Annotated in this window: 23 protein-coding genes and 1 tRNA gene; 11 read left to right on the top strand and 13 right to left on the bottom strand. The window is 71.9% G+C overall.

The window, feature by feature from the left end; all coding sequences use genetic code 11:
• The first annotated feature begins 56 nt into the window (after positions 1 to 56).
• The 4 genes from FHR36_RS16650 (at position 57) to FHR36_RS16635 (ending at position 2495) form a co-directional block, all read left to right on the top strand.
• Positions 57 to 860: an alpha/beta hydrolase fold domain-containing protein gene (locus tag FHR36_RS16650; protein ID WP_253797997.1), complete on the top strand. Its 804-nt coding sequence runs from the start codon at positions 57 to 59 to the stop codon at positions 858 to 860.
• Positions 857 to 1360: a hypothetical protein gene (locus tag FHR36_RS16645; protein WP_253797996.1), complete on the top strand. Its 504-nt coding sequence runs from the start codon at positions 857 to 859 to the stop codon at positions 1358 to 1360. Before FHR36_RS16650 ends, FHR36_RS16645 begins: the two co-directional genes overlap by 4 nt.
• Positions 1360 to 2319 carry an MsnO8 family LLM class oxidoreductase gene (locus FHR36_RS16640; RefSeq protein ID WP_253797995.1) on the top strand — a complete coding sequence of 320 codons (960 nt, stop codon included), beginning with the start codon at positions 1360 to 1362 and terminating at the stop codon, positions 2317 to 2319. The genes FHR36_RS16645 and FHR36_RS16640 overlap by 1 nt, the downstream gene beginning before the upstream one ends.
• A gap of 102 nt (positions 2320 to 2421) precedes the next feature.
• Positions 2422 to 2495 (top strand) — tRNA-Lys (locus FHR36_RS16635).
• A 259-nt stretch (positions 2496 to 2754) separates the two neighbouring features.
• Here the strand turns inward: FHR36_RS16635 and FHR36_RS16630 are convergent.
• Both FHR36_RS16630 and FHR36_RS40300 read right to left on the bottom strand, forming a co-directional pair.
• A complete protein-coding gene (locus FHR36_RS16630) occupies positions 2755 to 4131 on the bottom strand; it encodes an IS1380 family transposase (RefSeq protein WP_253794585.1) in 1377 nt (458 codons plus the stop codon).
• Positions 4132 to 4265: 134 nt separating this feature from the next.
• A complete protein-coding gene (locus FHR36_RS40300; RefSeq protein WP_407660835.1) occupies positions 4266 to 4877 on the bottom strand; it encodes a peptidoglycan-binding protein in 612 nt (203 codons plus the stop codon).
• 173 nt (positions 4878 to 5050) lie between these two features.
• On the opposite strand from FHR36_RS40300, the gene FHR36_RS16615 reads away from it, so the two are divergent.
• A complete protein-coding gene (locus FHR36_RS16615) occupies positions 5051 to 6193 on the top strand; it encodes a hypothetical protein (RefSeq protein ID WP_253797994.1) in 1143 nt (380 codons plus the stop codon).
• A gap of 188 nt (positions 6194 to 6381) precedes the next feature.
• Here FHR36_RS16615 and FHR36_RS16610 read toward each other — a convergent pair whose 3' ends face one another.
• Positions 6382 to 7227 (bottom strand): hypothetical protein, encoded by an 846-nt coding sequence (locus FHR36_RS16610; protein ID WP_253797993.1) that lies wholly within the window; start codon positions 7225 to 7227, stop codon positions 6382 to 6384.
• Positions 7228 to 7679: 452 nt separating this feature from the next.
• On the bottom strand, positions 7680 to 8516 hold the full coding sequence (locus tag FHR36_RS16605; protein ID WP_253797992.1) for an ATP-grasp domain-containing protein: 837 nt from the start codon (positions 8514 to 8516) through the stop codon (positions 7680 to 7682).
• Positions 8517 to 8675: 159 nt separating this feature from the next.
• Here FHR36_RS16605 and FHR36_RS16600 point away from each other — a divergent pair, with 159 nt between their 5' ends.
• Both FHR36_RS16600 and FHR36_RS16595 read left to right on the top strand, forming a co-directional pair.
• Complete coding sequence (locus FHR36_RS16600; RefSeq protein WP_301330268.1) at positions 8676 to 10919, top strand: transglycosylase domain-containing protein; 2244 nt, start codon at positions 8676 to 8678, stop codon at positions 10917 to 10919.
• 121 nt (positions 10920 to 11040) lie between these two features.
• A complete protein-coding gene (locus FHR36_RS16595; protein ID WP_253799337.1) occupies positions 11041 to 11943 on the top strand; it encodes an EamA family transporter in 903 nt (300 codons plus the stop codon).
• 22 nt (positions 11944 to 11965) lie between these two features.
• On the opposite strand, the gene lepB is transcribed toward FHR36_RS16595, so the two are convergent.
• Both lepB and FHR36_RS16585 read right to left on the bottom strand, forming a co-directional pair.
• Positions 11966 to 12613 carry a signal peptidase I gene (gene lepB / locus FHR36_RS16590; RefSeq protein WP_253797991.1) on the bottom strand — a complete coding sequence of 216 codons (648 nt, stop codon included), beginning with the start codon at positions 12611 to 12613 and terminating at the stop codon, positions 11966 to 11968.
• Positions 12614 to 12719: 106 nt separating this feature from the next.
• Complete coding sequence (locus FHR36_RS16585) at positions 12720 to 13067, bottom strand: chorismate mutase (protein ID WP_253797990.1); 348 nt, start codon at positions 13065 to 13067, stop codon at positions 12720 to 12722.
• 332 nt (positions 13068 to 13399) lie between these two features.
• On the opposite strand from FHR36_RS16585, the gene FHR36_RS16580 reads away from it, so the two are divergent.
• Both FHR36_RS16580 and FHR36_RS16575 read left to right on the top strand, forming a co-directional pair.
• On the top strand, positions 13400 to 13825 hold the full coding sequence (locus tag FHR36_RS16580) for an OsmC family protein (RefSeq protein WP_253797989.1): 426 nt from the start codon (positions 13400 to 13402) through the stop codon (positions 13823 to 13825).
• A gap of 295 nt (positions 13826 to 14120) precedes the next feature.
• The gene (locus FHR36_RS16575; protein ID WP_253797988.1) at positions 14121 to 15968 is read left to right on the top strand and encodes a putative bifunctional diguanylate cyclase/phosphodiesterase; all 1848 of its coding nucleotides are present in this window, start codon (positions 14121 to 14123) and stop codon (positions 15966 to 15968) included.
• A gap of 39 nt (positions 15969 to 16007) precedes the next feature.
• Here the strand turns inward: FHR36_RS16575 and FHR36_RS16570 are convergent, their stop codons facing one another.
• Positions 16008 to 17069: an LLM class flavin-dependent oxidoreductase gene (locus FHR36_RS16570; RefSeq protein WP_253797987.1), complete on the bottom strand. Its 1062-nt coding sequence runs from the start codon at positions 17067 to 17069 to the stop codon at positions 16008 to 16010.
• Positions 17070 to 17508: 439 nt separating this feature from the next.
• Here FHR36_RS16570 and FHR36_RS16565 point away from each other — a divergent pair, with 439 nt between their 5' ends.
• Together FHR36_RS16565 and FHR36_RS16560 are read left to right on the top strand one after the other, a co-directional pair.
• Positions 17509 to 18105 carry a DedA family protein gene (locus FHR36_RS16565; protein WP_253797986.1) on the top strand — a complete coding sequence of 199 codons (597 nt, stop codon included), beginning with the start codon at positions 17509 to 17511 and terminating at the stop codon, positions 18103 to 18105.
• A 225-nt stretch (positions 18106 to 18330) separates the two neighbouring features.
• Entirely contained in the window at positions 18331 to 19584 is a 1254-nt protein-coding gene (locus FHR36_RS16560) for a polysaccharide deacetylase family protein (protein WP_253797985.1), read from the top strand.
• A gap of 123 nt (positions 19585 to 19707) precedes the next feature.
• On the opposite strand, the gene FHR36_RS16555 is transcribed toward FHR36_RS16560, so the two are convergent.
• The 6 genes from FHR36_RS16555 to FHR36_RS16530 are packed head-to-tail and all read right to left on the bottom strand — an operon-like array spanning position 19708 to position 25204.
• Entirely contained in the window at positions 19708 to 20559 is an 852-nt protein-coding gene (locus tag FHR36_RS16555; protein ID WP_253797984.1) for an alpha/beta fold hydrolase, read from the bottom strand.
• Positions 20556 to 21629, bottom strand: a complete 1074-nt coding sequence (locus tag FHR36_RS16550) for a branched-chain amino acid ABC transporter permease (RefSeq protein WP_253797983.1) — start codon at positions 21627 to 21629, stop codon at positions 20556 to 20558. Before FHR36_RS16550 ends, FHR36_RS16555 begins: the two co-directional genes overlap by 4 nt.
• Positions 21626 to 22492 (bottom strand): branched-chain amino acid ABC transporter permease, encoded by an 867-nt coding sequence (locus FHR36_RS16545; protein WP_253797982.1) that lies wholly within the window; start codon positions 22490 to 22492, stop codon positions 21626 to 21628. Before FHR36_RS16545 ends, FHR36_RS16550 begins: the two co-directional genes overlap by 4 nt.
• On the bottom strand, positions 22492 to 23211 hold the full coding sequence (locus FHR36_RS16540; protein ID WP_253797981.1) for an ABC transporter ATP-binding protein: 720 nt from the start codon (positions 23209 to 23211) through the stop codon (positions 22492 to 22494). The genes FHR36_RS16545 and FHR36_RS16540 overlap by 1 nt, the downstream gene beginning before the upstream one ends.
• On the bottom strand, positions 23208 to 23966 hold the full coding sequence (locus FHR36_RS16535; protein WP_253797980.1) for an ABC transporter ATP-binding protein: 759 nt from the start codon (positions 23964 to 23966) through the stop codon (positions 23208 to 23210). The genes FHR36_RS16540 and FHR36_RS16535 overlap by 4 nt, the downstream gene beginning before the upstream one ends.
• A 5-nt stretch (positions 23967 to 23971) precedes the next feature.
• Positions 23972 to 25204, bottom strand: coding sequence for a substrate-binding domain-containing protein (locus tag FHR36_RS16530; protein ID WP_253797979.1), 1233 nt, complete (start codon positions 25202 to 25204; stop codon positions 23972 to 23974).
• Between the last annotated feature and the right edge of the window lie 68 nt (positions 25205 to 25272).

Raw genomic sequence — 25272 nt, 5'->3', positions numbered from 1 at the left:
GCCCCGGCCGGGCGGCCGCCGACACCCCTGCCCGCACCTCGCCGAGAGGAACGCCCATGTCGCTGCCCGAGGTCCGCAGTCCGGCCGCCCGCGTGCGCTGGGAGTCGCAGCTCCTGCCGGCCGCCGGGCACCAGGTGTACGTCCGGACCTTCGACCCGGGCAGCGACACGGCGCCGTGGCTGGTGTGGGCGCACGGCGGCAGCTGGCGGGCCGGCTCGGTCGACGGCTGGCACCAGGCCTGCGCCGACCTGGCCCGGCACGCCGGGACCACGGTGGTCAGCGTCGACTACCGGCTGGCCCCCGGCCACCGGCACCCGGCCGCGCTGCTGGACGTGCTGACCGCGCTGGACTGGGCCGAGCGGCGCTCGGGCCGGCCCGCCGCGGTCGGCGGCGACAGTGCCGGCGGCACCCTGGCCGCCTGCGCCGCGCTGGTCCGGCGCGACGCGGGCCGCCCGGCCGCCGCCCAGGTGCTGGCCTACCCGCCGGTCGACCCGGACTGCCGGGCCGCGTCCTACGGGCGCCACCCCGGCGCCTTCCCACCGCGCGCCGCGCTGCTGGCGGCCTGGCGGGACTACCGCGGCGCGGCCCGCCGCCACCCGCTCTCCCGGCGGTCGGAGCGGCCGCCGCTCTACTCCACCCCCGACGAGGCCGAGTCGTTCGCCGGGCTGCCGCCCACCGTCCTCGCGGTCGGCGGGCTCGACCCGGTCGCCGACGACGTCCGCGCCCTGGCCCGGCGGCTGCGCGCCGCCGGGAACACCGTCGACCTCGGCGAGTTCGACGACCTGCCGCACGGCACCTTTCTCACCGATCCGGGGCTCCGCCGCTGGCTGGGCACCGCCTACACCAGGAGGGCAGCATGAGCAGCACCACCGCACCCGAGCACACCGAGGCGCTGCTGCGCCACTTCGCCGACCTGCGGGACGGCCGGCACGGCGACGCCGCCTCCCGCCAGGGCAAGGAGCGGCTGTTCGCCGCCGCCGTCCCGCTGCTCGACCGGTACGCCCGGCAGGCGCTGGCCGAGCTGAACGCCCGGCTGCTGCTGGGCACCGGCGAGATCACCGCGACCGGGGTCAAGCGCTCCGCCGACGGCGGGGTGGACGCGATCTGGGCGCTGTCCTGGCCGGAGCAGCGGGCCGCCGGGATCAACCCGGTGCTCATCCGGGCGTTCTACGGCGCCGGGTTCCACCACCCGCACCTGCAGGGCGGCACGGTCGGCGAGTGGCCGCTCAACGTGTTCACCGCCGAACAGGCGGCGGCCGAACTCCCCACCATGCGCGCCATCGTGGCTGCCGACCTGCACAACCTGGTGTTCCAGCGGGACTTCCGGATCGTCCCGGCGACCGTGGGCGGGGCAGCCTGATGACGCTGCGGCTCTCCGTCCTCGACCAGTCCCCGATCCCGGCCGGCGCCGGGCCCGCCGACGCGCTGCGCGCCTCCGTCGACCTGGCCCGGGAGGCCGACCGCCTGGGCTACCACCGGTACTGGGTCGCCGAGCACCACCACTCGCCGAGCTTCGCCGGCACCGCGCCCGAGATCATGGTCGCCACCCTGCTGGAGAACACCCGGCGGCTGCGGGTCGGCTCCGGCGGGGTACTGCTGCCCCGTTACCCGGCACTCAAGGTGGCCGAGGTGTTCCGGGTGCTCGCCGCCCTCCACCCCGGCCGGGTCGACCTCGGCATCGGCCGGGCCGGCGGGCCCGCCGAGCGCTTCCCCGAGCAGGTCGCCGAGCTGACCCGGCGGCTGGCCGAGCCGGCCCCCGGCTATCGGGAGCCCGAGCTGTGGCTGCTCGGTGCCGGCACCGGCTCGGCGGAGCTGGCGGCCGGGCTGCCCGCCGCCCGCTTCGCCTTCGCCCACTTCCTGCGGCCCGAACTGGGGCCGGCCGCGCTGGCCGCGTTCCGCCGGGGCCGGGCCGGGCACCCCCGGGGTCCGGCCGGGGCGGGCGCGGCGCTCGCGGTGCGGGTGGTGGTCGGCGAGAGCGCCGCCGAGGCGGACGAGCTGGCGACCGCCTTCCTGCTCTGGCGCAGCCGCAAGGACCTGGGCCTGGACGAGCCGTTCCCGTCCCGGGCGGCCACCCGGGCCCACCGGTGGAGCGGCGCCGAGAGCAGCCGGGCGCTGGCCAACGGCGCGGCGCTGGTCGCCGGTACGGCGGAGCAGGTGCACGCCGCCCTGACCGGCCTGGCGGAGCTGCACGGGGTGTCCGAGCTGGTGGTCAACACGCTCACCCACGACCCGGCGGACCGGCTCCGCTCGTACCGCCTGCTGGCCGAGGCCTTCGGTCCGGCCGACCGCGGCGCGGGTCTGCGGGTGGCTGCCGGGTAGCCGCGCGGCCCCTGGGTCGGCGGCGAGGGCTGCACGGGACTACCCCGATCAATCGGGTTTCAAACATCGGGCCGAACCGTGTAAGGTCTTCCTCGTCAGCAAGCGCCGCTAGCTCAGTTGGTTAGAGCAGCTGACTCTTAATCAGCGGGTCCGGGGTTCGAGTCCCTGGCGGCGCACAGCGAGGCAATCGCCTGACCAGGCCGTTCTTCCTTCGGGAAGAACGGCCTTTGGCGTTCCCGAGGCTCGGCGCCAGCGAGGGGCTAGCCTCGATCTTGCATGACGGCTCGTCAGCTCGGCTGGCGGGCCGTTTCTGCTTGTCCGAGCCGGGTCTTCTGCCTGTAGGAATGCCGAGGGCCCGACTGGCGCGTCGGGTGGGCGCCGGGTTCCACGACTCCGGAAGTACCGCTGCTCGTTGGGATGGGGCGATGTCGCTGGTCAGCCAGGGTCCGGCAGGGTGTGCAGGCGGGCGAACGCGCTGGTGATCGTGCCGGTCCAGGGCCAGTGGCGGGCCAGGCGGAGGTAGCTGCGGCGGCCGGTGGTGACGAGCTGGGCGGCGGCGGAGAACAACCGCAGCCGCATGCGCTTGGGCTCCCACCGACGAACGTCGCCTGCCAGCGCGAGCATGGGCATCCAGGCGAGCAGGTCGAGCGCGAGCTGGACGATCTCCAGCCAGACCTGGTTCTGGGCGGCATCGTGGAGGGGCAGGTTGCGCAGGCCGGTGTCGCGGGCGGCGCGGATGCGGTCCTCGGCCCGGGCCCGCCGGCGGTGCCGCAGCTCCAACCGCGCGATTGGGACGCCCGTGGTGTTGGTGGCGAAGCAGGTCAGGCGCATGCCATCGGCGTCGGTGAAGCGCAACTGGGCGCCGGGGTGGGGCCGTTCCTTGCGGACGATCAGCCGCATCCCCTTCGGCCAGCCCGTGAGGACGTCGCCGGCGAGTTCGGCGACCCAGGCGCCGTCACGGACCTTGCCGCCGGGTTCAACGGCCGGCGTCCAGGCCGGGGCCGGGATCTTCAGCACGGCCTGGTGAACGGCGTCGGTGATGGTCATCCCGACCGAGAAGGACAGCCATCGGCCGCGTGCGGTGAGCCAGTCGAGGAAGTCGTGGGTGCCGCCGGCGGAGTCGGTGCGGATCAGGGTCCGGCGCCCGCGCCGGTATTTCTTCGGCAGCTGGGCCAAAGCCAGGCGGGCCGCTTCGATGTGGTCGGCGGCCGTGTTGCTGCCCGCGTTCCCCGGCCGCAGCAGCCCGGCGACCGGTTCCCCGGAGCCCTCGCGGCCGTGGTCGACGAACGCGAACAGCGGGTGATGGCCGAACGTCTTCTTCCAGGTCTTGGCCGCGTCCTGCTTCTCTGAGTGCGCGAGGACCAGCACTCCGTCGATGTCCACGACCACCTCGCCACCCGCGTCCGGGGCCGCCTCGCCCGCCAACCGCCAGACCCGCTCGCGGACTTCGGCCCGCGCCCGCCGGATCGCCGCCAGTGGACGGGATCCGGCCGCGGCGAGGGTGTCGACCAGGCGGGAGACTGTCGGGTCGGAGGCCACCGGTCCGAACACCGGGGGCTCGGCCCGCAGCATCGCGACATCGGCCAGGCAGTCCCCGCCAAGCGCCACCGCGAGCGCGAGGTCCAGCAGGATCTTGCCCGGGTCGTGGACCGCCCGGGCCTTGCGCCACGGCGCCAGTGCCGCCGATATCGCCGTGTCCAGCCCTGCCTTGCGGGCGGTCTCGACCAGAAGCACAGCGCCGGACTGCGAGACCACCCCGCGACCACCGCCCTCGACGCGGACACGCGGGTATGACCCGATACGCTTACTCACCTGGGAAGTGCCTCCGACGGGCGCGGGAACAAGGGCCTAGACAATCCTTATTCTCGCTGGTCAGAGGCACTTTCTGCTTTGCTGACCACCTGCCGGACAGTCAGCTTCGTGAAAGCGCGAGGCTAACCGCGCCGTCATCGGCTCGCGCGGGCTTGGGCTGCGGCACCAGCGCTACCGACGCCTCGGCGTTCTCGCGTGCCACCTCCGGCAGGACCGACGTGTAGGTGTCCGCCGTGACCTGGATGGTCGAGTGCCAGCATGGCCGAGATCACCTTCATGTCTCCCCCAGCGGCCAGTGCCAGCGTCGCGGCCCCGTGGCGCAGGTCGTGAAGCCGGATGGGCGGCAGGCAGTCCGGATGTGGATACGGGCGTAGTGGCTCGTTCGGGGCGGGGAGATACCAGGTGTGCGGGTCCACGATGCCGTTGACCGTGAGGCCGCGCTCGCGTTGGAAGTCGAAGACGGCGCGGCGCAGCTCGTCATCGAAGACGCCGGATTCGGTGAAGCCGAGCGCTCGCTGCACATCGGCCACCGCCTGACCCTGGTCGCCGACTCGCAGGGTGTTGGCCCGCTTCACCATTCGGACGAAGTGCCGGCTGACATAGTCCGGGTGAAGCGGCTTGCCGTCCTCGGTGGTGAAGACGTGGACCGTGTCGGGCCGGTCCGACCCCAGCGCCAGCCGTTCGGCCGCTTGCCGGGCACGATGCGCCCGGAGGACATCGACGGTCACCGAGTCGAGCGCCACCACGCCGCCGCTGTCGTCCTTGGGCGGTGATGGCGGTGGCCCAGCCGATCTGAATGATCTGCCACTCGACGGCCAGCGTTCCGGCCTCCCGAGCCAGTGAAAGCCCAAGTCGCGCCCCCCACGGGATCCGCGCGTAGTGTGTTACTTGGAGGAGATCCTTTTTAAGAGGGGGCGCCATGCCGTTGCCATTTAGCAATCAAATGGACTATTACATAAGAACGGGATCATGCCCCGCATGCAGGCGCAAGATCCTTTCTCGAAAAGTTGCAGCAAGCTTGGTATATGAACTTGCCACCAGAACTTCCCTGTCGATTATGGATTATTGGCCAATCAAGAAGCGGCTCGCACCGTCAAGCGCCCCGGTCAGTATCACATCTTTTGGGCAGTTCATGAAATGCGGCCTGTGTAATCAAACATGGCCCATCATGCAACCCATGACGGCATCTCCGATGGCCGGAGGATTGCAGACTGGAAGCTTCTCTGGATTGCGCATACCGCCTACCACGCCAAGTATTCCCGGTTCAACTTTGAGCCCTCAAACGGGATCCGTTGGACATTCAAAAGGTTTCTCAGGGTTGGCGATAGGCGGAACCTCGCAGGGCGATCTGTTCGCAAACCTCGGGACCCGCCCTGCGATTGACTTCAATAAAGTCATCCTTAAGGAAGTAGCCGAATCCGGCCAGCACACTTCCCTACTCGCAACCGATATTCGCCAGGCCCTCAACGATACCATCGACTCACCTCAAAAAAGGAGGATTAAGTTCAGTCAGACTTTCGAGCGCATTCCGATGATTAGCATAGATCGGGCGACGACACGCGGAAACGAAGGAGGGATTTCAATCGCTGGGATCGGCACGCTTGCGGGGCGGACGCAGGAGACCGTGACCCGGCATTACTCAAGGTCAGACCGTACAAGCGCCAGCGTGGAGGAAGAAGTCGAAGTGACGGTACCGCCAGGCCGCTCGGTAGAGGTTGCAGTGGAATGGATGCTCGTAAGGAAAGAAGGGATTGTCATCTTTCAAGAGCGGATGGCCGATTCCGAGTTTCGGCTGCCGCTGACATTCGAGATCCCATATTGCATGCCCATCGAAGTTGTCGCAGGTCGAACAATAACACGTGACATCTCGGCAAACGCAAAGGGATCCAAAGAAGCCTCCACTGCAAAAGGGAGAACTAGTGCACCCAGGGATAATCTTTCCATGCTGACCAAGGCCGAACTTTACCACCAGGCTAGCGATCTCGGCATCCCACGTCGCTCAGTCATGACTCGCAGTCAACTCCAGGATGCCGTAGCTAAAGCCTTGCGCCGGATACGCTGAAGCGAGACCTGGGCCTGAGATCGATCCCTGAAAGCAGCAGCCAATATTTGCATTGAATGCAATTTTGAAATATCTTGAAAATGGGTACGCCGCCGTGAATGATCGACCTGGCGGCGCCTGGCCCACAGCTCTTCCATGCGGGGAAATATGGAGAGCCGTGGCCAGCAAAGCCTAATAGGCTATTGACATCACTTGCCAAACAGTGTTCGAATAGTGTTTGCGGCTGCCCGCCGAGAGAAACGAAGAGTCCCGCCAGGGGCTTTTTTCGTTTCCATAGGGCCATAGTCACCTCGTCCGAATTTGTCGTTACCAGGCTCACTCAAAGGCAGAATTTCGGTCAGCAGCCAGCTCGCACGCAGGTTGTACGTCGGCTCAAGCCGCTCGCCGTCCAAGATGAGCTTGTCGAACAGCTCACCGATCAGCTCCTGCTTCTTGCTGCCGTCTCTCGACCGGGTGAACTCGTCTGCGGCCTGCTGGGTCATCTCCACGAAGCTGACGGCCTTATCGAGGTATGACGTGTCTTCGGCCTCCAGCACCTTCAGCTGCCGCGTGATGTCGGCCTGCTGCGCGTGGAGAGCAACCGCTTTCAAGTCGTAGTCGCCGGCGCTGATCCGACCGTCGAGACGATCGTCGTACAGGACGCCCAGCTTGGCCTTGATACGACCCGCCTCCTGCTTGAGACCCGCCTGAGTAGCCTCCTGAAGCGACAGCTGCGACCGGAGGCCGGCCTCGATCTCATCCTTCAGCCACTGGGTCAAGCGGGGCGGCCCCACGAACCAGAACAACCCCGACTCGTCCAGCACCGTGGCGCGCTGGATCGTGGAACCGTCCTCAAACTGCACCGTCACCACCCGCTCCGCCGGTTGCTTACCTTGGTAAGCAGTGCCGAAGTCCAACGCGGCCGGTGTCCAGACCGCTCGACGCGGCGGGGGCGGTGGCGGCGGCTTTGGCCGCGACCCAACCGAGGTGGTACTGCTGCCAGTGGTCACACGACGGCTGGCATCGTAGTCGGCCCGCTTGAGTGGGTCGCTCACCTCCCACGCCGTATTGATGCGCACCATGTTCGTCGTGCGCGCGGGTGGCGTCAGCCTCGGGGCGACCGTCCGGGTGGGCGTGACGCACCGCCGCTCGGTCGGCCCGGCGGATGGTGGCCAGGTCAGCATCCGGCCGGACGCCCAAAAAGGGCGTAGTAGTCAGTGGTGTAGTCGGTCCGAATGACCGCCGCCCCAGAACGAGGGCCACGGTCCGTCGGCGCAGCCGTGGTAGCACCGGGCTAACGGTAGCGCCGAACCACCCCGTGGAGCACCGATGGTGGCCAGTACAGCCTGACACCTGCTGACCTGTGAGAACGGTGCGGTGCGGCGTCATTCGTCACCGTCCGACTCGTCGGCCATCGGACTCTTAATCAGCGGGTCCGGGGTTCGAGTCCCTGGCGGCGCACAGACAGGTCGAAGGCCCCTCGCGGAAGCGAGGGGCCTTCGGTCGTTCAGGCGTTCAGCAGGCCGTGGATCGAGGCGCGGAACGCGGCGGTGAACGCCTCCCGGGTGGGCTCGTCGAGCAGGTCGAGCGACAGGTACGGGTTGAGGTCCTCCAGCTCGACCAGCAGCAGGGCACCCTCGCGGGTCCGGCAGGCGTCGACCCGCTGGATGCCGTGGGCGAGGGTGTTCCACGCCACGAAGCGGCGGGCGAAGGCGAGGTCCTCGGCGGTGGCCGGGTAGGGCCGCAGCTCCCAGCGGCGCTCGGGGTCGGGCGCGTACAGGGCGTACTGGAAGTCCTGGTCGACGAAGTAGAACGAGACCTCGTACCGGAAGTCGATCCGCGGCTGGATCAGCACCTCGGAGCCGGCCGCCAGCTCGGCGAGTCCGGCCCGGGTGGTGAAGGTCAGGCCGATGGAGTCGGCGCCCTGCTTGGGCTTGACCACGTACTCGGCGTCGTCGGGCGCGGCCGGCAGGACGGTGTCGACGGCGTCCGGGGTGTCGACGGTGGGGATCACCGGCAGGCCCTCGGCGGTGAGGTCGAGCAGGTACTGCTTGCCGGCCATGTCGCCGCGGCCGGTCAGCGGGTTGTAGACGCGGACGGAGCGGCGCAGCGCCTCGGCACGGAACGCTTCGTACGCGGTGGTGTAGTTCACAACCGGGCCGCTGTTGCGAACCACCACGGCGTCGAAGCCGTCCATCAGGGAGAGCGCGTCCAGCGGGTGGCAGAGGGCGAGGTCGAAGTCCTCGCGCAGCCGGCCGGTGAGCCGGACGTCCTCGTCGCCGTAGCGGCGGCCGCGGGCCGGGTAGTTGAGATCGGTCACGTACAGGATGCTCGGCCGCTTCATGACCGCACTCTACCTGTGACGATAAGCGGATTTTAAAGATCATCTTAGGCGAAATGGGACATAGGTCCCTAACATCTGACAAGTCGATCAGTAAGGCTGGCGAGTCCATGCCGTCATTTCGAGGAGAGCAGCCCGGCGGGGCTTGCGGGAAGGCCTCCGTTGCCCCGTAGCGAGAAGGAACGGCACAAGCGCACCGGCCTGCGCCGGCTGATACCGACCTGGCGGATCACGCTGGTCGGCATGGTGGCCTCGGTCCTGCTGGGCGTCGGGCTGTTCGCCCTGGGCGTGGTCCTGGTGAAGGTCCCCGACGCGCACGCGGCGGCGACCGCGCAGAGCAACACCTGGCTGTACCAGGACGGCACGGTGCTCGCCCGGACCGGCCAGACCAACCGGACGATCGTCGGCCTGGACAAGATCTCCCCCGCCGCGCAGCACGCCGCGCTGGCCGCCGAGGACCGCAAGTTCTACGACGAGGGCGCGGTCGACGTGAAGGGCATGGTCCGCGCCGCGCTGAACACCGCGAAGGGCGAGGGCACCCAGGGCGGCTCCACCATCACGCAGCAGTACGTGAAGAACGCCTACCTCACCCAGAAGCAGACCATCAGCCGCAAGGTGAAGGAGGTCTTCATCGCGATGAAGGTGGACGCGACGGAGACCAAGGACGACATCCTCGCGGGCTACCTCAACACCTCCTACTACGGCCGCGGCGCGTACGGCATCCAGGCCGCCGCCCAGGCCTACTTCGGGGTGGACGCCGCGCAGCTCACCCCCGCCCAGGGCGCCTACCTGGCGACCCTGCTGAACGCGCCGAGCGCCTTCGACGTCTCCACCGCCACCGCGCAGGGCAAGGAGCGCGCGGTCAGCCGCTGGAACTACGTGCTCGACGGCATGGTGCAGGAGGGCTGGCTGTCGGCCGCCGACCGTGCCGCGGCCACCTTCCCCGAGGTGCAGGCGCCCAAGAGCGCGCTCGGACTGTCCGGCCAGGCCGGCTACCTGGTGCAGGCCGCGACCGAGTACCTGACCTCGAACAACATCATCGGCGAGGCGCAGCTCGCCCAGGGCGGCTACACCGTCACGCTGACCGTCGACCCGAAGCGGCAGCAGGCGCTGCAGAACTCGGTCCAGTCGCAGCTGACCGACAACCTCAGCCCGGACAAGCGCAAGGTGGACGCCGCCGCCCAGGCCGGCGCGGTCTCCGTCGACCCGAAGAGCGGGCAGGTGGTCGCCCTGTACGGCGGCGCCGACGCCACCAAGCACTGGATCGACAACGCCACCCGCACCGACTACCAGGCCGGTTCGACCTTCAAGGCGATCGCCCTGGCCGCCGCCCTGGACAGCGGCGCGCGCACCCAGTCCGGCGACCGGATCACCGCCGACACCGTGTACGACGGCACCAGCCGGCGCCCGGTCCGCGGCGGCAGGGGCACCCCGTACGCGCCGCCGAACGAGGGCGACCGCAGCTACGGCCAGGTCACCCTGCAGCAGGCCACCGACTGGTCGGTCAACTCGGTGTACGCGCAGCTGGCGCAGGACGCCGGCCTGGAGAAGGTTCGGCAGACCGCCGTGGCGCTGGGCCTGCCCGAGGACACCCCGGGCCTGAAGGCGCTGCCCTCGATCCCGCTCGGCTCCGCCACGCCGAGCGCGCTGGAGCTGGCCGGGGTGTACGCCACCCTGGACAACGACGGGCAGCAGATCACCCCGTGGCTGGTGAAGACGCTGCAGCACGAGGGCGAGCCGGTGGCCCTGCCCGGGCACAAGGCGACCCAGGTGATCTCGAAGAACGCCGCCCGGGCCACCACCGCGATCCTCCAGGGCGTCATCCAGGACCCGGGCGGCACCGGCTACCGGGCCGCCGCGCTGAACCGTCCGGCGGCGGGCAAGACCGGCACCACCGACGACTCCAAGTCGGTCTGGTTCGCCGGGTACACCCCGGACCTGGTGACCGTGGTCGGCCTGTTCGGCCAGGACCCGGCCACCGGCAACCAGGTCTCGCTGGACGGCGTCGGCGGCCAGGGCAGCGCGGCCGGCGGCCGCTTCCCGGCCCAGATCTGGACCGCGTACATGAAGGCGGCGCTGGCCGGCCAGGACTCCACCGACTTCCCCGGCCCGGTCCGCCAGCCCTCGGCGAGCACCCCGACCGCGACGCCGACGCCCACCCCGACGCCCACCCCGGCGCCGAGCACCGACCCGGCGACCCCGGACACCCAGCAGCCGAGCGGCCTGCCGAGCAGGCCGAACCGCTGGCCGAACCGGACCCCGTCCGCGCCCACGACCGACGCCCCGACCACCCAGGCGCCGACCACGGCCCCGACCACCGGGCCCACCCGGACGCCGGTCCCGCGGCCCACCGGCCAGGCGGCCAAGCCCACTGACCAGCCGAACCAGTACCAACCAGTGGGATAGCACCTTACGAAACGGGCGGGTCGGCTGGCACAATGCGTCGGTGCCCAGCTCGACCCGCCCCGCCTCGCCCGCCCCCGCGCCGGGCGACTCCGTCCCCGCCTCCGCCGCCTCCGCCTCACCGGTGGCCGGCCGCCCCGCCCTCACCACCGGGCTGCTGCTCGCCCTGGTATCCGCCTTCGCCTTCGGCGGCTCCGGAACCGCCGCCAAGCCGCTGATCGAGGCCGGCCTCTCCCCGCTGCACGTGGTCTGGCTGCGGGTGGCCGGCTCGGCCCTCGTCCTGCTGCCGCTGGCCTGGCGGCACCGGGACGCGATCCGGCAGCGGCCCGGCGTCCTGATCGGCTTCGGCCTGCTCGCCGTCGCCGGCGTCCAGGCCTGCTACTTCGCGGCGATCTCCCGCATCCCGGTCGGCGTCGCGCTGCTCATCGAGTACCTGGGCCCGCCGCTGCTGCTCGGCTACGTGAAGTTCGTCCAGCGACGTCCGATCTCCCGCGGCGCCTCGATCGGCGCCGCCGTCGCCGTCGCCGGCCTCGCCTGTGTGGTCGAGGTCTGGAACGGTCTGAGCTTCGACGCGCTCGGCGTCCTCTTCGCCCTCGGCGCCGCCTGCTGCCAGGTCGGCTACTTCGTCCTCGCCGACGCCGGCCGGCGCGGCGAGCGGCCGGTCGACCCGATGGCGGTCAGCGCGTACGGGCTGCTGATCGGCGCCGTCGTGCTCACCGTCTTCACCCGCCCGTGGGAGGCCGACTGGAGCCTGCTCGGCGGCTCGGTGACCATGAACGGGCACAGCCTGCCGGCCGCGCTGCCCGCCGCGTGGATGGTGCTGGTGGCCACCGTCCTCGCCTATCTGACCGGCGTCGTCGCCGTTCAGCACCTCTCCCCGCCGGTCGCCGGCGTGGTCGCCAACCTCGAAGCGGTCGTCGCCACCGTCCTCGCCTGGGTTCTCCTCGGCGAGCACCTGGGCCTGCCCCAGCTGGCCGGCGGTGCCCTGGTCCTGGCCGGCGCCTTCGCCGCCCAGAGCAAGCGTTAGCACCCAGGCCAGCCCCTGGTGGCTACGCGGTGCCGATGTGGTTGAGCGGCCAGATGACCGCGGAGACCGGGCCGACCACGTCCGCGACCGGGACGGCGCCGCCGGCCGGGTCGTCGCGGTGGTAGCGGGAGTCGGCGGAGTCGCTGCGGTGGTCGCCCTCGACCCAGACGTAGCCCGCGGGAACGGCGACCGGGCCGAAGTCCAGGCCGGAGCAGGAGTCGTCGCCGGGGTGGAGGTAGGGCTCGCTGACCTTACGGCCGTCCACGGTCAGCGTGGTGCCGTGGCAGGCGACGGTGTGCCCGCCGGTCGCGATGACGCGCTTGACCAGGTACTCGTCGCCGGCCGGCGGCATCAGGCCGACGAAGCTCAGGGTGCTGCCGACCGCACCGGCGACCGCACCCTTGGCGGGCTCCGGCGGCAGCCAGCCGCCCGGGTCGTGGAAGACGACCTTGTCACCGGCCTTCGGCTCCCAGCCGAACAGCGGGGTGAACTTGTCGACCGCCACCCGGTCACCGACCTGCAGGGTGTTCTCCATCGAACCGGACGGGATCGAGAACACCTGGAACAGACAGGTCTTGATCACCAGCGCCGCGGCCAGTCCGAGCGCCGTCATCACCGGGATCTCCACCCACCACGGGCGGCGGGCCTTGCGCTGCTTGGTGTCCGCCATCGGGCGCACCGCCTCTCGGGGAGTGGACGACAGCACGCTAGCCGCACCCGCGCTCGGGGGTGAAATCAGACATTTAGCCGGAGCAGACGCGCTACCCTGCCCGACGTCAGCCGAGCTCGACGTCGCTGGCGATCTTCTCGTGGTGCCTGATCACTTCGGCGATGATGAAGGTGAGGAAGCTCTCGGCGAAGACCGGGTCCAGCCGGGCGCCGGCGGCGAGCTCGCGCAGCCGCTCGATCTGCTCCTTCTCCCGCGCCGGGTCGGCCGGCGGCAGCCGGTGCTCGGCCTTGAGGCGGCCGACCTTCTGGGTCGCCTTGAAACGCTCGGCCAGCATGTGGACCACGGCCGCGTCGATGTTGTCGATGGACTCGCGCAGCGCCGTCAGCTCGGCCCGTACGGCCTCGTCGATCCCCTCGGCGGGGGTGGCGGCGGGGTGCGTGGGCTGGTCCGTCATCGGGCGGCTCCGGGGCTGGCGGTCTGGTTCTCGCGGCCGGCCGGCCCAGTGGGCGGGGCGCGGGCCTCGGCCAATCTAACAGGGGAGACCCTGCCCGATCCCGCCGCTCCGGCCCGGCGTCCACGATGTGGACCAGCGGACGGAACAACAGACGGGACGGCGGGCGGAACGACAGGCGCGGGCCGACGCGCGTGCGGCGGGTTGTCCCCGGAGTCCGGCCCCGGCCGCGCCGCGCGCCGTAGGCTGGCCCCGGGACGGCCGGACCTGACGGACCGGCAGCGCCCGGACCGGCACCACCCCCCGTACGCCCCCAGCACTGGAGGTCCCCGATCGTGGCAACCACCCGTACCGCGCACACCGACTGGCAGGGCAACCTGCTCGACGGCAAGGGCCTGGTGACCTTCGACTCCTCCGGCATCGGCGAGTACCCGGTCTCCTGGCCGGCCCGTGCCGAGGCGCCGAACGGGAAGACCAGCCCGGAGGAGCTGATCGCCGCCGCGCACTCCGCCTGCTTCTCGATGGCGCTCTCCAACGGGCTGACCAAGGGCGGCACCCCGCCCACCGGCCTGCGCACCCAGGCGGACGTGACCTTCCAGCCCGGCACCGGCATCACCGGCATCCACCTCACCGTGGTCGGCCAGGTGCCCGGCCTGGACGAGGCGGGCTTCGTCAAGGCCGCCGAGGACGCCAAGGCCAACTGCCCGGTCAGCCAGGCGCTCACCGGCACCACCATCACGCTCACGGCCAGCCTGGGCTGACCTGCGCGGACCGCTCCCCGGCCGCCCCCGCACCGCGCCTTCCACGGGCCGGCCCGGGGGCGCTGTCGTCCCGTCACACGCTCAGAGAGAAACCGGGGAGAAAGCGGGTCGAATCACCCTGGCGGCGGTCGCGGTTGCTTCTGCGGGCGTCCTATGATCAACGGCGGTGGTCCGAGGTCCGAGCTCCGCTCGTCGCCCGGCCACCGCGGTACGGACAGCCGACCGTACCTGTCTCAGCGGACGGGAGCGTGCCGTGCCGGGGCGGAACGAGGGGGCCGAAGCACACCTTCTGGGTGTGCGACACGAAGGACTGCGGCCGCCGCGTGAGAGTCGGCACACGACCGGTCTGGCGCTCATTCCCGCCGAACTGCCGTGCCCGGCGTGCGGCGGCCCGATCGACGGCGACACCGAGCATCTGGTGGCCGCGCTGCGCGCCAGCGAGTCCCGGTTCCGGGCGGCGTTCGCGGACGCCGGCATCGGCATGGCGCTGATCGACACCGACGACCGGGTGATCGAGGCCAATCCGGCGTTCGCGGCGATGCTCGGCCGGGAGGTCTCCGAGCTGGTCCGGATGCACATCCACGAGATCATCGACCCCGAGGACACCCCGCGCCGGATCTACCGGGAGCTGGTCCGCGGCGAGCGGGAGCGGCTGCGGGTGGAGAAGCGGCTCAAGCACCGCGCGGGCCGCGAGGTGTGGAGCCGGGTGACGCTGTCGCTGATCCGCGGCGAGGCGGGTGAGCCGCTCTACACCCTGGCCATGGTCGAGGACGTCACCGAGCAGCGCCAGCTCGGCGACCGGCTCGCGTACCAGGCCCTGCACGACCCGCTCACCCGGCTGCCCAACCGCACGCTGTTCTTCGAGCAGTTGGACGCGCTGTTCCAGCCCTCCGAGCCGGCCGGCACCGACCGGGTCGGCCTGTGCTACGTCGATCTGGACGGCTTCGCCGCCATCAACGAGACCCTCGGCCACCACATCGGCGACCAGCTGCTGGTCGCGGTGGCGCACCGGCTGGAGCACGGGTTCGCCCGCCAGGACGGCCGGCTGGTGGCCCGCCTCGGCGGCGACGAGTTCGCCGTCCTGGTCACCGACAGCCAGGGCGACGACCAACTCGCCGGGATCGCCGACGCGTTGATCGAATCGCTGGAGCGGCCGTTCGAGGTGGCCGGGCACCGGCTGGCGGTCACCGCCTCGATCGGCGTGGTGGAGCGGCCGGTGCGCGGCTCCACCCCGACCGACCTGCTGCGGGACGCCGACTCCACCCTCTACTGGTCCAAGGCCGACGGCCGGGCCCGCTGGACGCTCTACGACCGGGACCGCGGCGCCGACCAGCTGACCCGTCACCTGCTCGCCACCGCGCTCAGACCGGCCCTGGAGCGCGGCGAGTTCACCGTCGAGTACCAGCCGCTGGTCGGCCTCTCCGACGGCACCGTCCGCGGCGCCGAGGCACTGGTCCGCTGGCGCCACCCCCGCTACGGGACGCTCTCCCCGGACCGCTTCATCCCGCTCGCCGAGGAGTCCGGGGCGATCGTGCCGCTCGGCAAGTGGGTGCTGGAGGAGTCCTGCCGGCAGGCCCGCCGCTGGCTGACCGAGTTCCCGGACACCGAGACGTTCGTCAGCGTCAACCTGGCGGCCCGCCAGATCTGGGACTCCGACGTGGTCGCCGATGTCGCGCAGGTGCTGGCGGACACCGGGCTCCCGGCCCGGCTGCTGCAGCTGGAGATCACCGAGAGCGCCGTCCTCGGCCCCGGCGGCCGCCCCTCGCAGGCCCTCCAGGAACTCGCCGACATGGGCGTGCGGCTGGCCATCGACGACTTCGGCACCGGCTACTCCAACCTGGCCTACCTGTCCCGGCTGCCGGTCCACGTGCTGAAGCTGGACGGCACCTTCATCTCGGCCTTCCGCGACGGCGGCAAGCCCCTGGCCGGCCGCCGGGCCGGCGCGGACGAGCAGATCGTCGGCGCGATGGTCCAGCTGGCCCACGCGCTCGGGCTGACCGTCACCGCCGAGGGCATCGAGAACGCCGCCCAGGCCGAACGGCTGCGGCTCACCGGCTGCGACACCGCCCAGGGCTGGTACTTCGCCCGCCCCGGCGACGCCGAGCTGGTGGCCGCCATACTGCGCGAACGCCGCGCGGTGTAGCCGCCGTTCAGCCCGTCGGCGATTCAACGCTTCAGCCTTTCAGCCCTTCAGGCCGTACGCCTCGGCGATCAGCCGGTAGGAGCGCAGCCGGTTCTCCCGGCCGTGGATGTGCGAGGTCACCATCAGCTCGTCCGCCCCGGTCCGGCGGCGCAGCGCCTCCAGCCCGTCGGCCACCTGCTCGGGAGCGCCCAGCACCACGTTCGCCAGCCAGCTCTCCAGGAACTCCGCCTCGGGCATCGAGTACGGGTACGCCTCCGCCTCGGCCGGCGTGGGGATCAGTCCGGGCCGGCCCTGGCGCAGCCGCAGCATGGCGAGCCCGGCCGAGCGCGCCAGTCGCAGCGCCGCCGCCTCGCCGTCCGCCGCCACCGCGCTGACACCGATCAGGGCGTACGGCTCGTCCAGCACCGCCGAGGCCCGGAACTCGGAGCGGTACAGGTCGAGCGCGGGCACCGTGTTGGCCGCACTGAAGTGGTGCGCGAACGCGAACGGCAGACCGAGCCGGCCGGCCAGCCGGGCGCTGAACCCGGACGAGCCGAGCAGCCAGACCGGCGGCCTGGACGCGTTCTGCGGCACCGCGCTCAGCCGCGCGTACGGGTGGCCGTCGGGGAAGTCGCCGTCCAGGAAGTGGGTGAGTTCGGCGAGCTGCTCGGGGAAGTCGTCCGCGCCGTCCGGTCGGCCGCGGCGCAGCGCCCGCGCGGTGGCCTGGTCGGTGCCCGGCGCCCGGCCGAGGCCCAGGTCGATCCGGCCGGGGTGCAGCGCCTCCAGCAGGCCGAACTGCTCGGCGACGGCCAGCGGCGCGTGGTTGGGCAGCATCACGCCGCCGGAGCCCAGCCGCAGCGTGCGGGTGTGGGCGCCCAGGTGGGCCAGCAGCACCGCCGGGACGGAGCTGGCCACGCCCGGCATGCCGTGGTGCTCGGCCACCCAGAACCGGTGGTAGCCCCACTCCTCGGCGTTCTGCGCCAGCTCGGTGGTGGCGGCCAGGGCCTCGCCCGGGGTGTAGCCGGTGCCGACCGTGGCGAGGTCGAGGATGGACAGGGGTGCCGGGGCGGAGCCCGACCTCCGGCCGCGGATCGGGTCGGGCTGCTCCGCTGCGCTGCTCATCTGTTCCGTCCTCCTGCTGTCGGTCGTCGTCGGTGCCGAGGGTGCACAACCGGGGCCCGGGCGGCGGTGTTCCCGGTGCCGTTCCGCCAGCACGCGGACACGCTGCGTGGCGAGTTCACGCCAGCGCGGGAAGTCGCCACAGCGCGGGGGTCGTTGCGGGCCCCGGGATGCGGCAGGCTTGGTGATCGTCGCGGTGGCTCACCGGCCCTGCGTGCATGCGTACGATCGGCGGGCTCGACCAGCGCCGTTCGATCCCCATGAGCCCCTGGTGCGGCACCCCGCCCGGGGGCTCTCGCGGTTCCCGGACCAGGTACTCGACCCGGTACTCCCGGTGAGCCGCGCCACACGGGGGGTGCTTCACGGCATGAAAGGTCGAGGGTCTAGCGTTGACCCCTGCAGCAGCTGCCTCTCCCCCGGGCGGTCTGGAGGGAGTACGACCTTGAACGCCATCGCGGTCATCGGACCGGCCTGGATCTGCGCACTCGCGCTCCTGGCGGTCCTCGGCGACGCGCTGCTGCCGTTCCTGCCGAGCGGCAGTCTGGTGATCCTCGCCGTACTGCGCACCTCGCACACCAACGGCTCCCCACTGCTGCTCGCGCTCGGGGTGGCGACCGCCTCCTTCCTCGGCGACCTGCTGCTGCTCACCATGGCCCGGCGCGGTGCGCCCGCCGTCCGCCGCCGACTGGAGCACCGGCCCAAGCTGGCCGCCAGCGTGGAGCGGGTCCAGCGCAGCTTCGCCGGCCGCACCACCCGGCGCGCGGCCGCCCTGGTGATCGTCGCCCGGTTCGTCCCGGCCGGCCGGACCGTCCTGGACCTGGCCGTCGGTCACTCACCCGATCGCTCCCGCCCGTTCCTGCGCTGGTCGGCGGTGGCCGCGGTGCTCTGGGCCGGGTACATCGTCAGCCTGGGCTGGCTGAACAGCCACTGGTTCGACACCTTCTGGCTGAGCTTCGCCATCTCCTGCGCCGCCGCGACCGCGATCAGCAGTGCCATCGCGCAGGTGATCCGCAGACGCCGTCGCGACCTGGCCGTCTGAGACCGACCGGCAATTGGGGGGTGGGCGACGCCATCCCCCAATTGCCGGTCGGTCTGAGTCACCCGTTCCGGTCTTCTGTCTCAGGACCGCAACAGTGCCCGGCCTGCGGGATCCGTCCGCGTGCCTGCCGCGTGATGGTTGACAGTGGGCCGGGGCGCCCGCGACCCGTGTCATCCTAGGGTGGCAATCCCGACCAATTGTCCGATTTTTGTGGCAGGGGAGACCATGAGCACCATCTCGCGCAGGACCGTGTTGAGCGGCGCGGCGGCCACCGCGGCCCTCGGGGCCGTCACCGCCTGCTCGAGCGGGGGCGGCGGCACCACCAGAAGCGCGGGCAACGACGCCGGCGGCTCGCCCGCACCGGGCAAGTCGGCGGTCAAGGGCACCCCCCTCGGCGACGGGTCCACCACCGACACCGGCGCCCAGCCCAACCAGCCCACGCCCGAGAAGCTCAAGCCCGGCGAGACCCCGCCGCAGTTCGTGGTCTTCTCCTGGGACGGCGCCGGCGCCACCGACGACGGCCAGTTCACCCGCTTCCTCAAGCTCGCCGAGGAGCACAAGGCGGCGATGACCTTCTTCCTGTCCGGGATCTACACGCTGCCCAAGGACAAGTCGAACCTCTACCACCCGCCGAAGCACTCGGTCGGCGCCTCCGACATCCCCTTCCTGTCCGAGAACGCCGTCCGCAACACCATCAAGCTGATCAGCCAGGCCTGGCTGGCCGGCCACGAGATCGGCACCCACTTCAACGGCCACTTCTGCTCGACCCGCTCCGACGGCAACGGCGTCAACAAGTGGACCCCGGAGGACTGGGAGAGCGAGATCGAGCAGGCGGTCTCCTTCGTCACCCAGTGGAAGACCAACACCGGCATCACCGACGTCGACCCGCTGCCCTTCGACTACAAGAAGGAGCTCATCGGCGGCCGCACCCCCTGCCTGGAGGGCCAGAAGGCACTGCTGCCCACCGCCGCCAAGCTCGGCTGGAAGTACGACGCCAGCTCGCCCGGCGGCCTGCAGATCTGGCCGCAGAAGGTCCAGGACGGCAAGATCTGGGACTTCCCGCTGCAGGGCATCCCGTTCCCCGGGCACAACTTCCAGGTGCTCTCGATGGACTACAACATCCTGGCCAACCAGTCCGCCGGCTCCACCAAGGGCGACCCGAACAAGTACAACGACTGGCGCACCCAGGCCCGCGACTCGTACCTGGCCGGCTTCAACCGCGCCTACTCCACCAACCGGGCGCCGTTCTTCGTCGGCAACCACTTCGAGCAGTGGAACGGCGGCATCTACATGGACGCTGTCGAGCTCGCCCTCAAGGAGATCGCCGGCAAGCCGGACGTCCGGCTGGTCTCCTTCAAGCAGCTGGTGGAGTGGCTGGAGGTCCAGGACCAGTCCACCCTCCGCAAGCTCCGCACCCTCGGCGTCGGCCAGGCCCCGACCGGCGGCTGGCAGACCTTCCTCGGCACCGCGACCCCGTAGAGGGCAGCACCCCCAGGGGCGCGGGGAACTGCGCGAAACGGAAGACGCGGGCCTGCACTCCGGAACGTTGCCGAGTGCACCACCTGCCCTGCCGTCTCGCGCAGTTCCCCGCGCCCCTGTTGTTCACGTCAGCAGTCGGTCGGCCAGGGTCTGCGTGGCGATGATCGTGTAGTGGTTGGTGCCCGGGACGGCCTCGGTCGGGATCGGCAGGTCGGCCGCCGCGAGGCGCTGCTCGTCGTAGAGACCCTGCGGCTCGTCCATCAAGCCTCGCTCGGCCCACAGGAGTTCGGCCGGACACGGCAACTGCCGTACCGCACCGGCCGCTTCGGCATCCAGCAGCACCTGCCCCCCGTCGACCCGGATCGCCTCCCGCACGCAGGAGGACCGCAACTCCGGCTCCTCGCCGACCAGGTCGCGCTGGGTGTAGGCGTCCAGCTCGTCCGTCCACTCGGCCATCGCGGGGTGCTTGCGCCAGAAGTCGCGGTACGCGTCCCGGTCGGCGAAGGTCATCGACAGCCGGGCCAGCGCGGGTCCGAGCACGGCGGCGAGTGCGTCGTCCGCACCGATGCCGGGCGGCAGCGGGAAGCTGACGGCGCCGTCGACCAGCAGCAGCCGCGCCACCGCCGCCGGGTGCCGGACGGCGGTCAGCGCGGCGACCCACGCCCCCATCGAGTGGCCGGCGAGGCGGACCGGTCCGAGGCCCAACTCCTCGACCAGCAGGGCGATGTCGTCCGCGTGCCGGGCGAGGCCGTACGGCCCGCCGACGGTACGGCTGGCGGCCCGGCCGCGCAGGTCCGGGGCGTAGAGGTCGACCCGGCCGGCCAGCAGGCGGGCGGCGGCGCTCCAGGCGAGGGCGTTGGCGGTGATGCCGTGCACGGCGACCACCACCGGGGCGTCCGGCACGGTGGCCGGCCAGTGCAGGACGGCGAGTTCGCCGCCGGGCACCGGGACCGTCAGTTCCTCGTACATCGTCATGCGACACCTTCCGAGACCGGGACGGCGGCCGTGTCGGCGGTCCGGCCGGTGCGGCCGGCCCGCAGCCGGGCGGGCAGTCTAGCCAGCCCGCCGGGCAGCAGGTAGACCACCGCGACGAACAACGCACCGAGCAGGAGCAGGGGTTGGGAGAGCGGTACCCGCAGCGCGGCCGGGAGACCGGCGACGGCGGCGGAGGTGGCGAGGTCGCCGAGCCGGTGGGCGGCCCAGGTGTAGAGCACGCCGCCGAGCAGCGGGCCCCAGCGGGTGCCGGAGCCGCCGAGGACGACCATGACCAGCAGGGCGAGGGTCGCGTCCGAGCTCGCCGCCTGCGGCGTGGCGCCACCGGTGAGGAGCAGGTAGACGACGCCGCCGGCGCCGGCCAGGCCGCCCGCGACGACGAAGGCGACCAGCTTGAAGCCGTACGGGCGCAGGCCGAGGACCTCGACCCGGCGCTCGTTCTCCCGGATGCCGGCCCAGACGCGGCCGGTGGGCGAGGAGGCGGTCCAGTGGACGACGGCGAGGGTGAGCAGGAGGTGGGCGAGCGCGATCCAGTACAGGTTGGCGGTGTGCTGGATGCCGACCAGGCTGTCGGGCAGCAGGTCGGCGGGGGCGGAGCGGCCCTCCTCGCCGCCGGTGAGTCCGCCGGGGTTGCGCTGCACCAGGATGGCGCCGGCCTGGGCGAAGGCCAGGGTGACCATGGAGAAGGCGATCCCGGTGACCCGCAGGCCGACCGAGCCCAGCAGCAGCGCCAGCGCGACGGAGCAGGCGACGCCGAACAGCGCGGCGGCGGCGAACGGGAGCCGGAACTCGAGCATGGCCAGGTCGGTGGCGTACAGCCCGGTGGCGAAGTAGAGGGCGTGGCCGAAGGAGAGCAGTCCGGTCCGGCCGAGCAGCAGGTCGTAGCCGCTCGCCAGGGCGCCGTAGAGCAGGCAGAGGGCGAGCAGTTGGAGGCTGCCGGGGCTGCCGAGCGGCCCGTCGAGCAGGCCGGGCAGCGGCAGCGCGCTGTACGGGGCGAGCAGGAGCAGCACCAGCGGGCCGAGCGGCCACCAGCGCTTGAGGACGGCGGTCATGCGAGCCTCCCGGTGAGCCCGCGCGGGCGGACCAGCAGCAGGACGGCCAGCAGGACGACGACGGAGAGGTCGCCGAGTCCGGCCGCGGTGTAGTAGTTGGCGAACTGCTGGACCAGGCCGACCGCGACCGAGGCGACGGCGGCGCCGGTGACCGAGCCCGTCCCGCCCATCACCACCACCACGAAGGCGAAGATCAGCAGGCCGGTGCCCTGGCCGGGGTTGACCGAGCCGAAGTAGAGGCCGGCCAGCGCCCCGCCGAGGGCGGCGGCGGCGCCGCCGATGGCGAACACCAGGGTGAAGGCGCGGCGGACGTCGATGCCGAGGGCGGTGACCATCGCCCGGTCCTCGACACCGGCCCGGACGATCAGGCCGTAGCGGGTCCGGGCCAGGAAGAGCCGCAGGGCGAGCAGGACCAGCAGCGCGGCGCCGATCAGTACGAAGCGGTTGACCGGGACGACGGCGCCCAGCAGGCGGACCGTACCGGCCAGGGCGGCGGGCTGCGGGAACGGCCGGGCGTCGGCGCCCCAGATGCCCATCAGCAGCGCGGGCAGGGCGAGTCCGACGCCGACGGTGGCGAGGATCTGGTCACGGGGGCGGGCGTACAGCGGCCGGATCAGCACCAGTTCGAGCAGCACCGCGGCTCCGGTGCCGACCAGGGTGCCGAACGGGACGGCGAGCCAGAAGCCCATCCCGCCGTCGCCGGCGGCCCACCAGGCGGCGTACGCGCCGACCGAGAGCAGCGCGCCGTGGGCGAAGTTGAGCACGTCCATCAGGCCGAAGATCAGGGACAGGCCGCTGGCGACCAGGAAGTAGAGCGCGCCCAGGCCGAGGCCGGTGCAGGCGAGCAGGACGACGGTGTTCATCAGGGGGTCACCTCGGGAGCGGGGTGGCGGCCGACGCCCAGCAGGCGGCGGGCGGCCTCCTCGTCGGCGAGCAGGGCGGCGGCGGCGCCCCGGTGGGCGGTGCGGCCGTCGGCGAGGACGGCGCAGTGGCCGGCGACGCGGCGGACCAGGGCGAGGTTCTGTTCGACCAGCAGGACGGGGACGGTCTCGGCGACCCGGGCGAGCACGTCGGCGACCTCGGTGACGATCCGCGGGGCGAGGCCCTTGGTGGGCTCGTCCGCGACGATCAGCCGGTTGCCGTTCAGCAGGGTGCGTCCGATGGCCACCATCTGCTGCTGACCGCCGGACAGGGTGCCGGCCAACTGCTTCTCGCGCGCCTTGAGTTCGGGGAAGAGCCGGTGGACCAGCGGGTAGGCGGGCGCGCTGTCGCGCTCGGCGAGGCGGAGGTTCTCGGCGACGGTGAGGCCGGCGAAGACGCCGCGGTCCTCGGGGGCGTAGCCGATGCCCCGGCGGACCACCCGGTGGGTGGGGAGCCCGCCGATCTCGGCTCCGTCGAGGACGACCGAGCCGGTGCGCGGGACGAGTCCCATGATCGCGCGGACCGTGGTGGTCTTGCCGGCGCCGTTGCGGCCGAGCAGGGCGGTGACCCCGGTGGGGGCGACGTCCAGGTCGACGCCGTGCAGGATGTGCAGGCCGTCGATCACCACCCGCAGGTCGCGGACGGACAGCAGCGGGGTCACAGCGCCTCCCCCAGGTAGGCCTGTTGGACGGTCGCGTCGGCCATCACGGCGGCCGGGGTGTCGAGCGCCAGCAGGGTGCCGTGGTGCATCACGGCGAGCCGGTCGGCCAGGCCGAGCAGGACGTCCATGTGGTGTTCCACCATCAGCACGGTGCGGCCCTGGTCGCGGTGGACCGAGCGGATCAGCTCCACGAGGGCGGGCACCTCCTCGGCGCTGACCCCGGCCATCGGCTCGTCCAGCAGGATCAGCCGCGGCTCGGCGACCAGCAGCACCGCGAGCTCCAGCTTGCGCTTCCCGCCGTGCGACAGGGAGCCGGCCGGCGCCTCGGCCCGGTCGGCGAGCCCGGTGCGCTCCAGGGTGTCGGCGACCTGCGTCCCGTACCGGTCGGCGCGGCGCCAGATCCGGTACGAGGCGCGCGGCCCGGCCGCCGCCTGGGCGGCCAGCCGGACGTGGTCGGCGACGGTCAGTCCCGGCCACAGCGAGGACGTCTGGAAGGTGCGGCCGAGGCCGCGGCGGGCCCGGGCGTGCACCGGCTCGGCGGTGATGTCGGCGCCGTCCAGGTGCAGGGTGCCGCGGGTGGCGGGGTGGATGCCGGAGACCAGGTTGAACAGGGAGGTCTTGCCCGCCCCGTTCGGGCCGATGAAGGCGATGAACTCGCCCTCCGCGACGGAGAGGGAGACGTCCTCCACGATCGGCACGCCGCGGACGGACCAGCCGAGGCCGTCCAGCCGCAGGACCGGGGCGGTGCTCGTCATCGGGCTCAGCCCGCCATCGGGGTGACGGGCGGCGCGACCTGGTCGGCGGGGAGGGTGTTGACCACGCCCGGCCTGGCGGCGGCGCCGGTGCCGGTCAGCTTGACCTGGAACATCGGCTGCAGCAGGGCGTGGTCCTCGGCGCGGACGGTCAGCCGGCCCTTGACGCCGTCGAAGCTCCAGCCCTCCAGCGCCTTGACCAGCGCGTCGGTGTCGGCGTCGGAGCCCTTGGCGGCCTCCAGGGCGTGCACCACCATCTGGGCGGCGGTGAAGCCGTCCGGGGTGAAGATGTCCGGCTTGGAGCCGGCCTTGGTGACGGCGTCGGTCATCGCCACCTCGACCTCGTTGCTGCCGGCCGCGCCCGCGAAGTAGTGGTCCAGGAAGGAGATCTTCTCGCCGGCCGGGCCGAACAGCGGGTACGAGGCGGCCAGGTCGAGGCCGGTGACCACCCTCGTCGCGGCGAACACGTCCTGCTGGGTGAGCGAGGTCCACAGCGCGGCGGCGGTGTCGCCGGCCCAGGCGACGAACAGCAGGTCGGGCCGGCCCGCCTTGGCCTGGCCGGCGAACGGCGTCAGGTCGGTGGCGCTCGGCGGGGCGAGCACCGCGTCCACCGTGGCGCCCTCGGCGCCGAGCACCGCCTTCACGGCGGCCACGTTGGCCTGGCCGAAGGCGTTGTCCTGGGCGAGCACGGTGACCTTGCGACCCTGGGCGTCCTTGCCGATGAAGGAGGCCGCGGCCCGGATGTCCTGGTACGACTGCCGGCCGGAGCGGAAGGTGTACCGGTTCAGGCCGGTGACCTTGTCGGCGGCCGCCGGGCCGGAGATGAACAGCACCTTGTTCTGGGCGGCGATCGGGCCGACCTGGAGGGCCACGCCGGAGGCGGTGGAGCCGGCCAGCACCCGGTAGCCCTTGCCGATCAGGTCCTTGGCGCCGGAGACCGCCTTGGCCGGGTCGCCCGCGTCGTCCTGCTCGGCGAGTTCGACCGGGTGGCCGGCGACCGCCCCGGTGCCCTTGGTGGCGTACGCCAGACCGGCCTTGAACCCCTCCAGGTACTGCTTGCCGTACGCCGCCAGCGGGCCGGTCTTCGAGTACACCAGGCCCACCTTGATCGGCGCCTTGGAGCCGGTGTCGGCGCTGCCGGTGCCGGCCGTGCCGGCCTGGGCGCAGCCCACCGCGAGCAGGCCGCAGGCGGCCAGCGCGGCGAGCCGCCGGACCGGTCTGGTGTGGTCAGGACGAGGCATGGGGGTGCTCCTGAGGGGATGTCTGCCGGTGGGATGCCCGGAACCGTAGGGGCGGGCGGACGGGCGCG

The sequence above is a fragment of the Kitasatospora cinereorecta genome, from assembly GCF_024172095.1.
In the GTDB taxonomy this organism is placed as follows: Bacteria; Actinomycetota; Actinomycetes; order Streptomycetales; family Streptomycetaceae; genus Kitasatospora; species Kitasatospora cinereorecta.
This window is presented reverse-complemented; position numbering and strand designations above follow the sequence as displayed.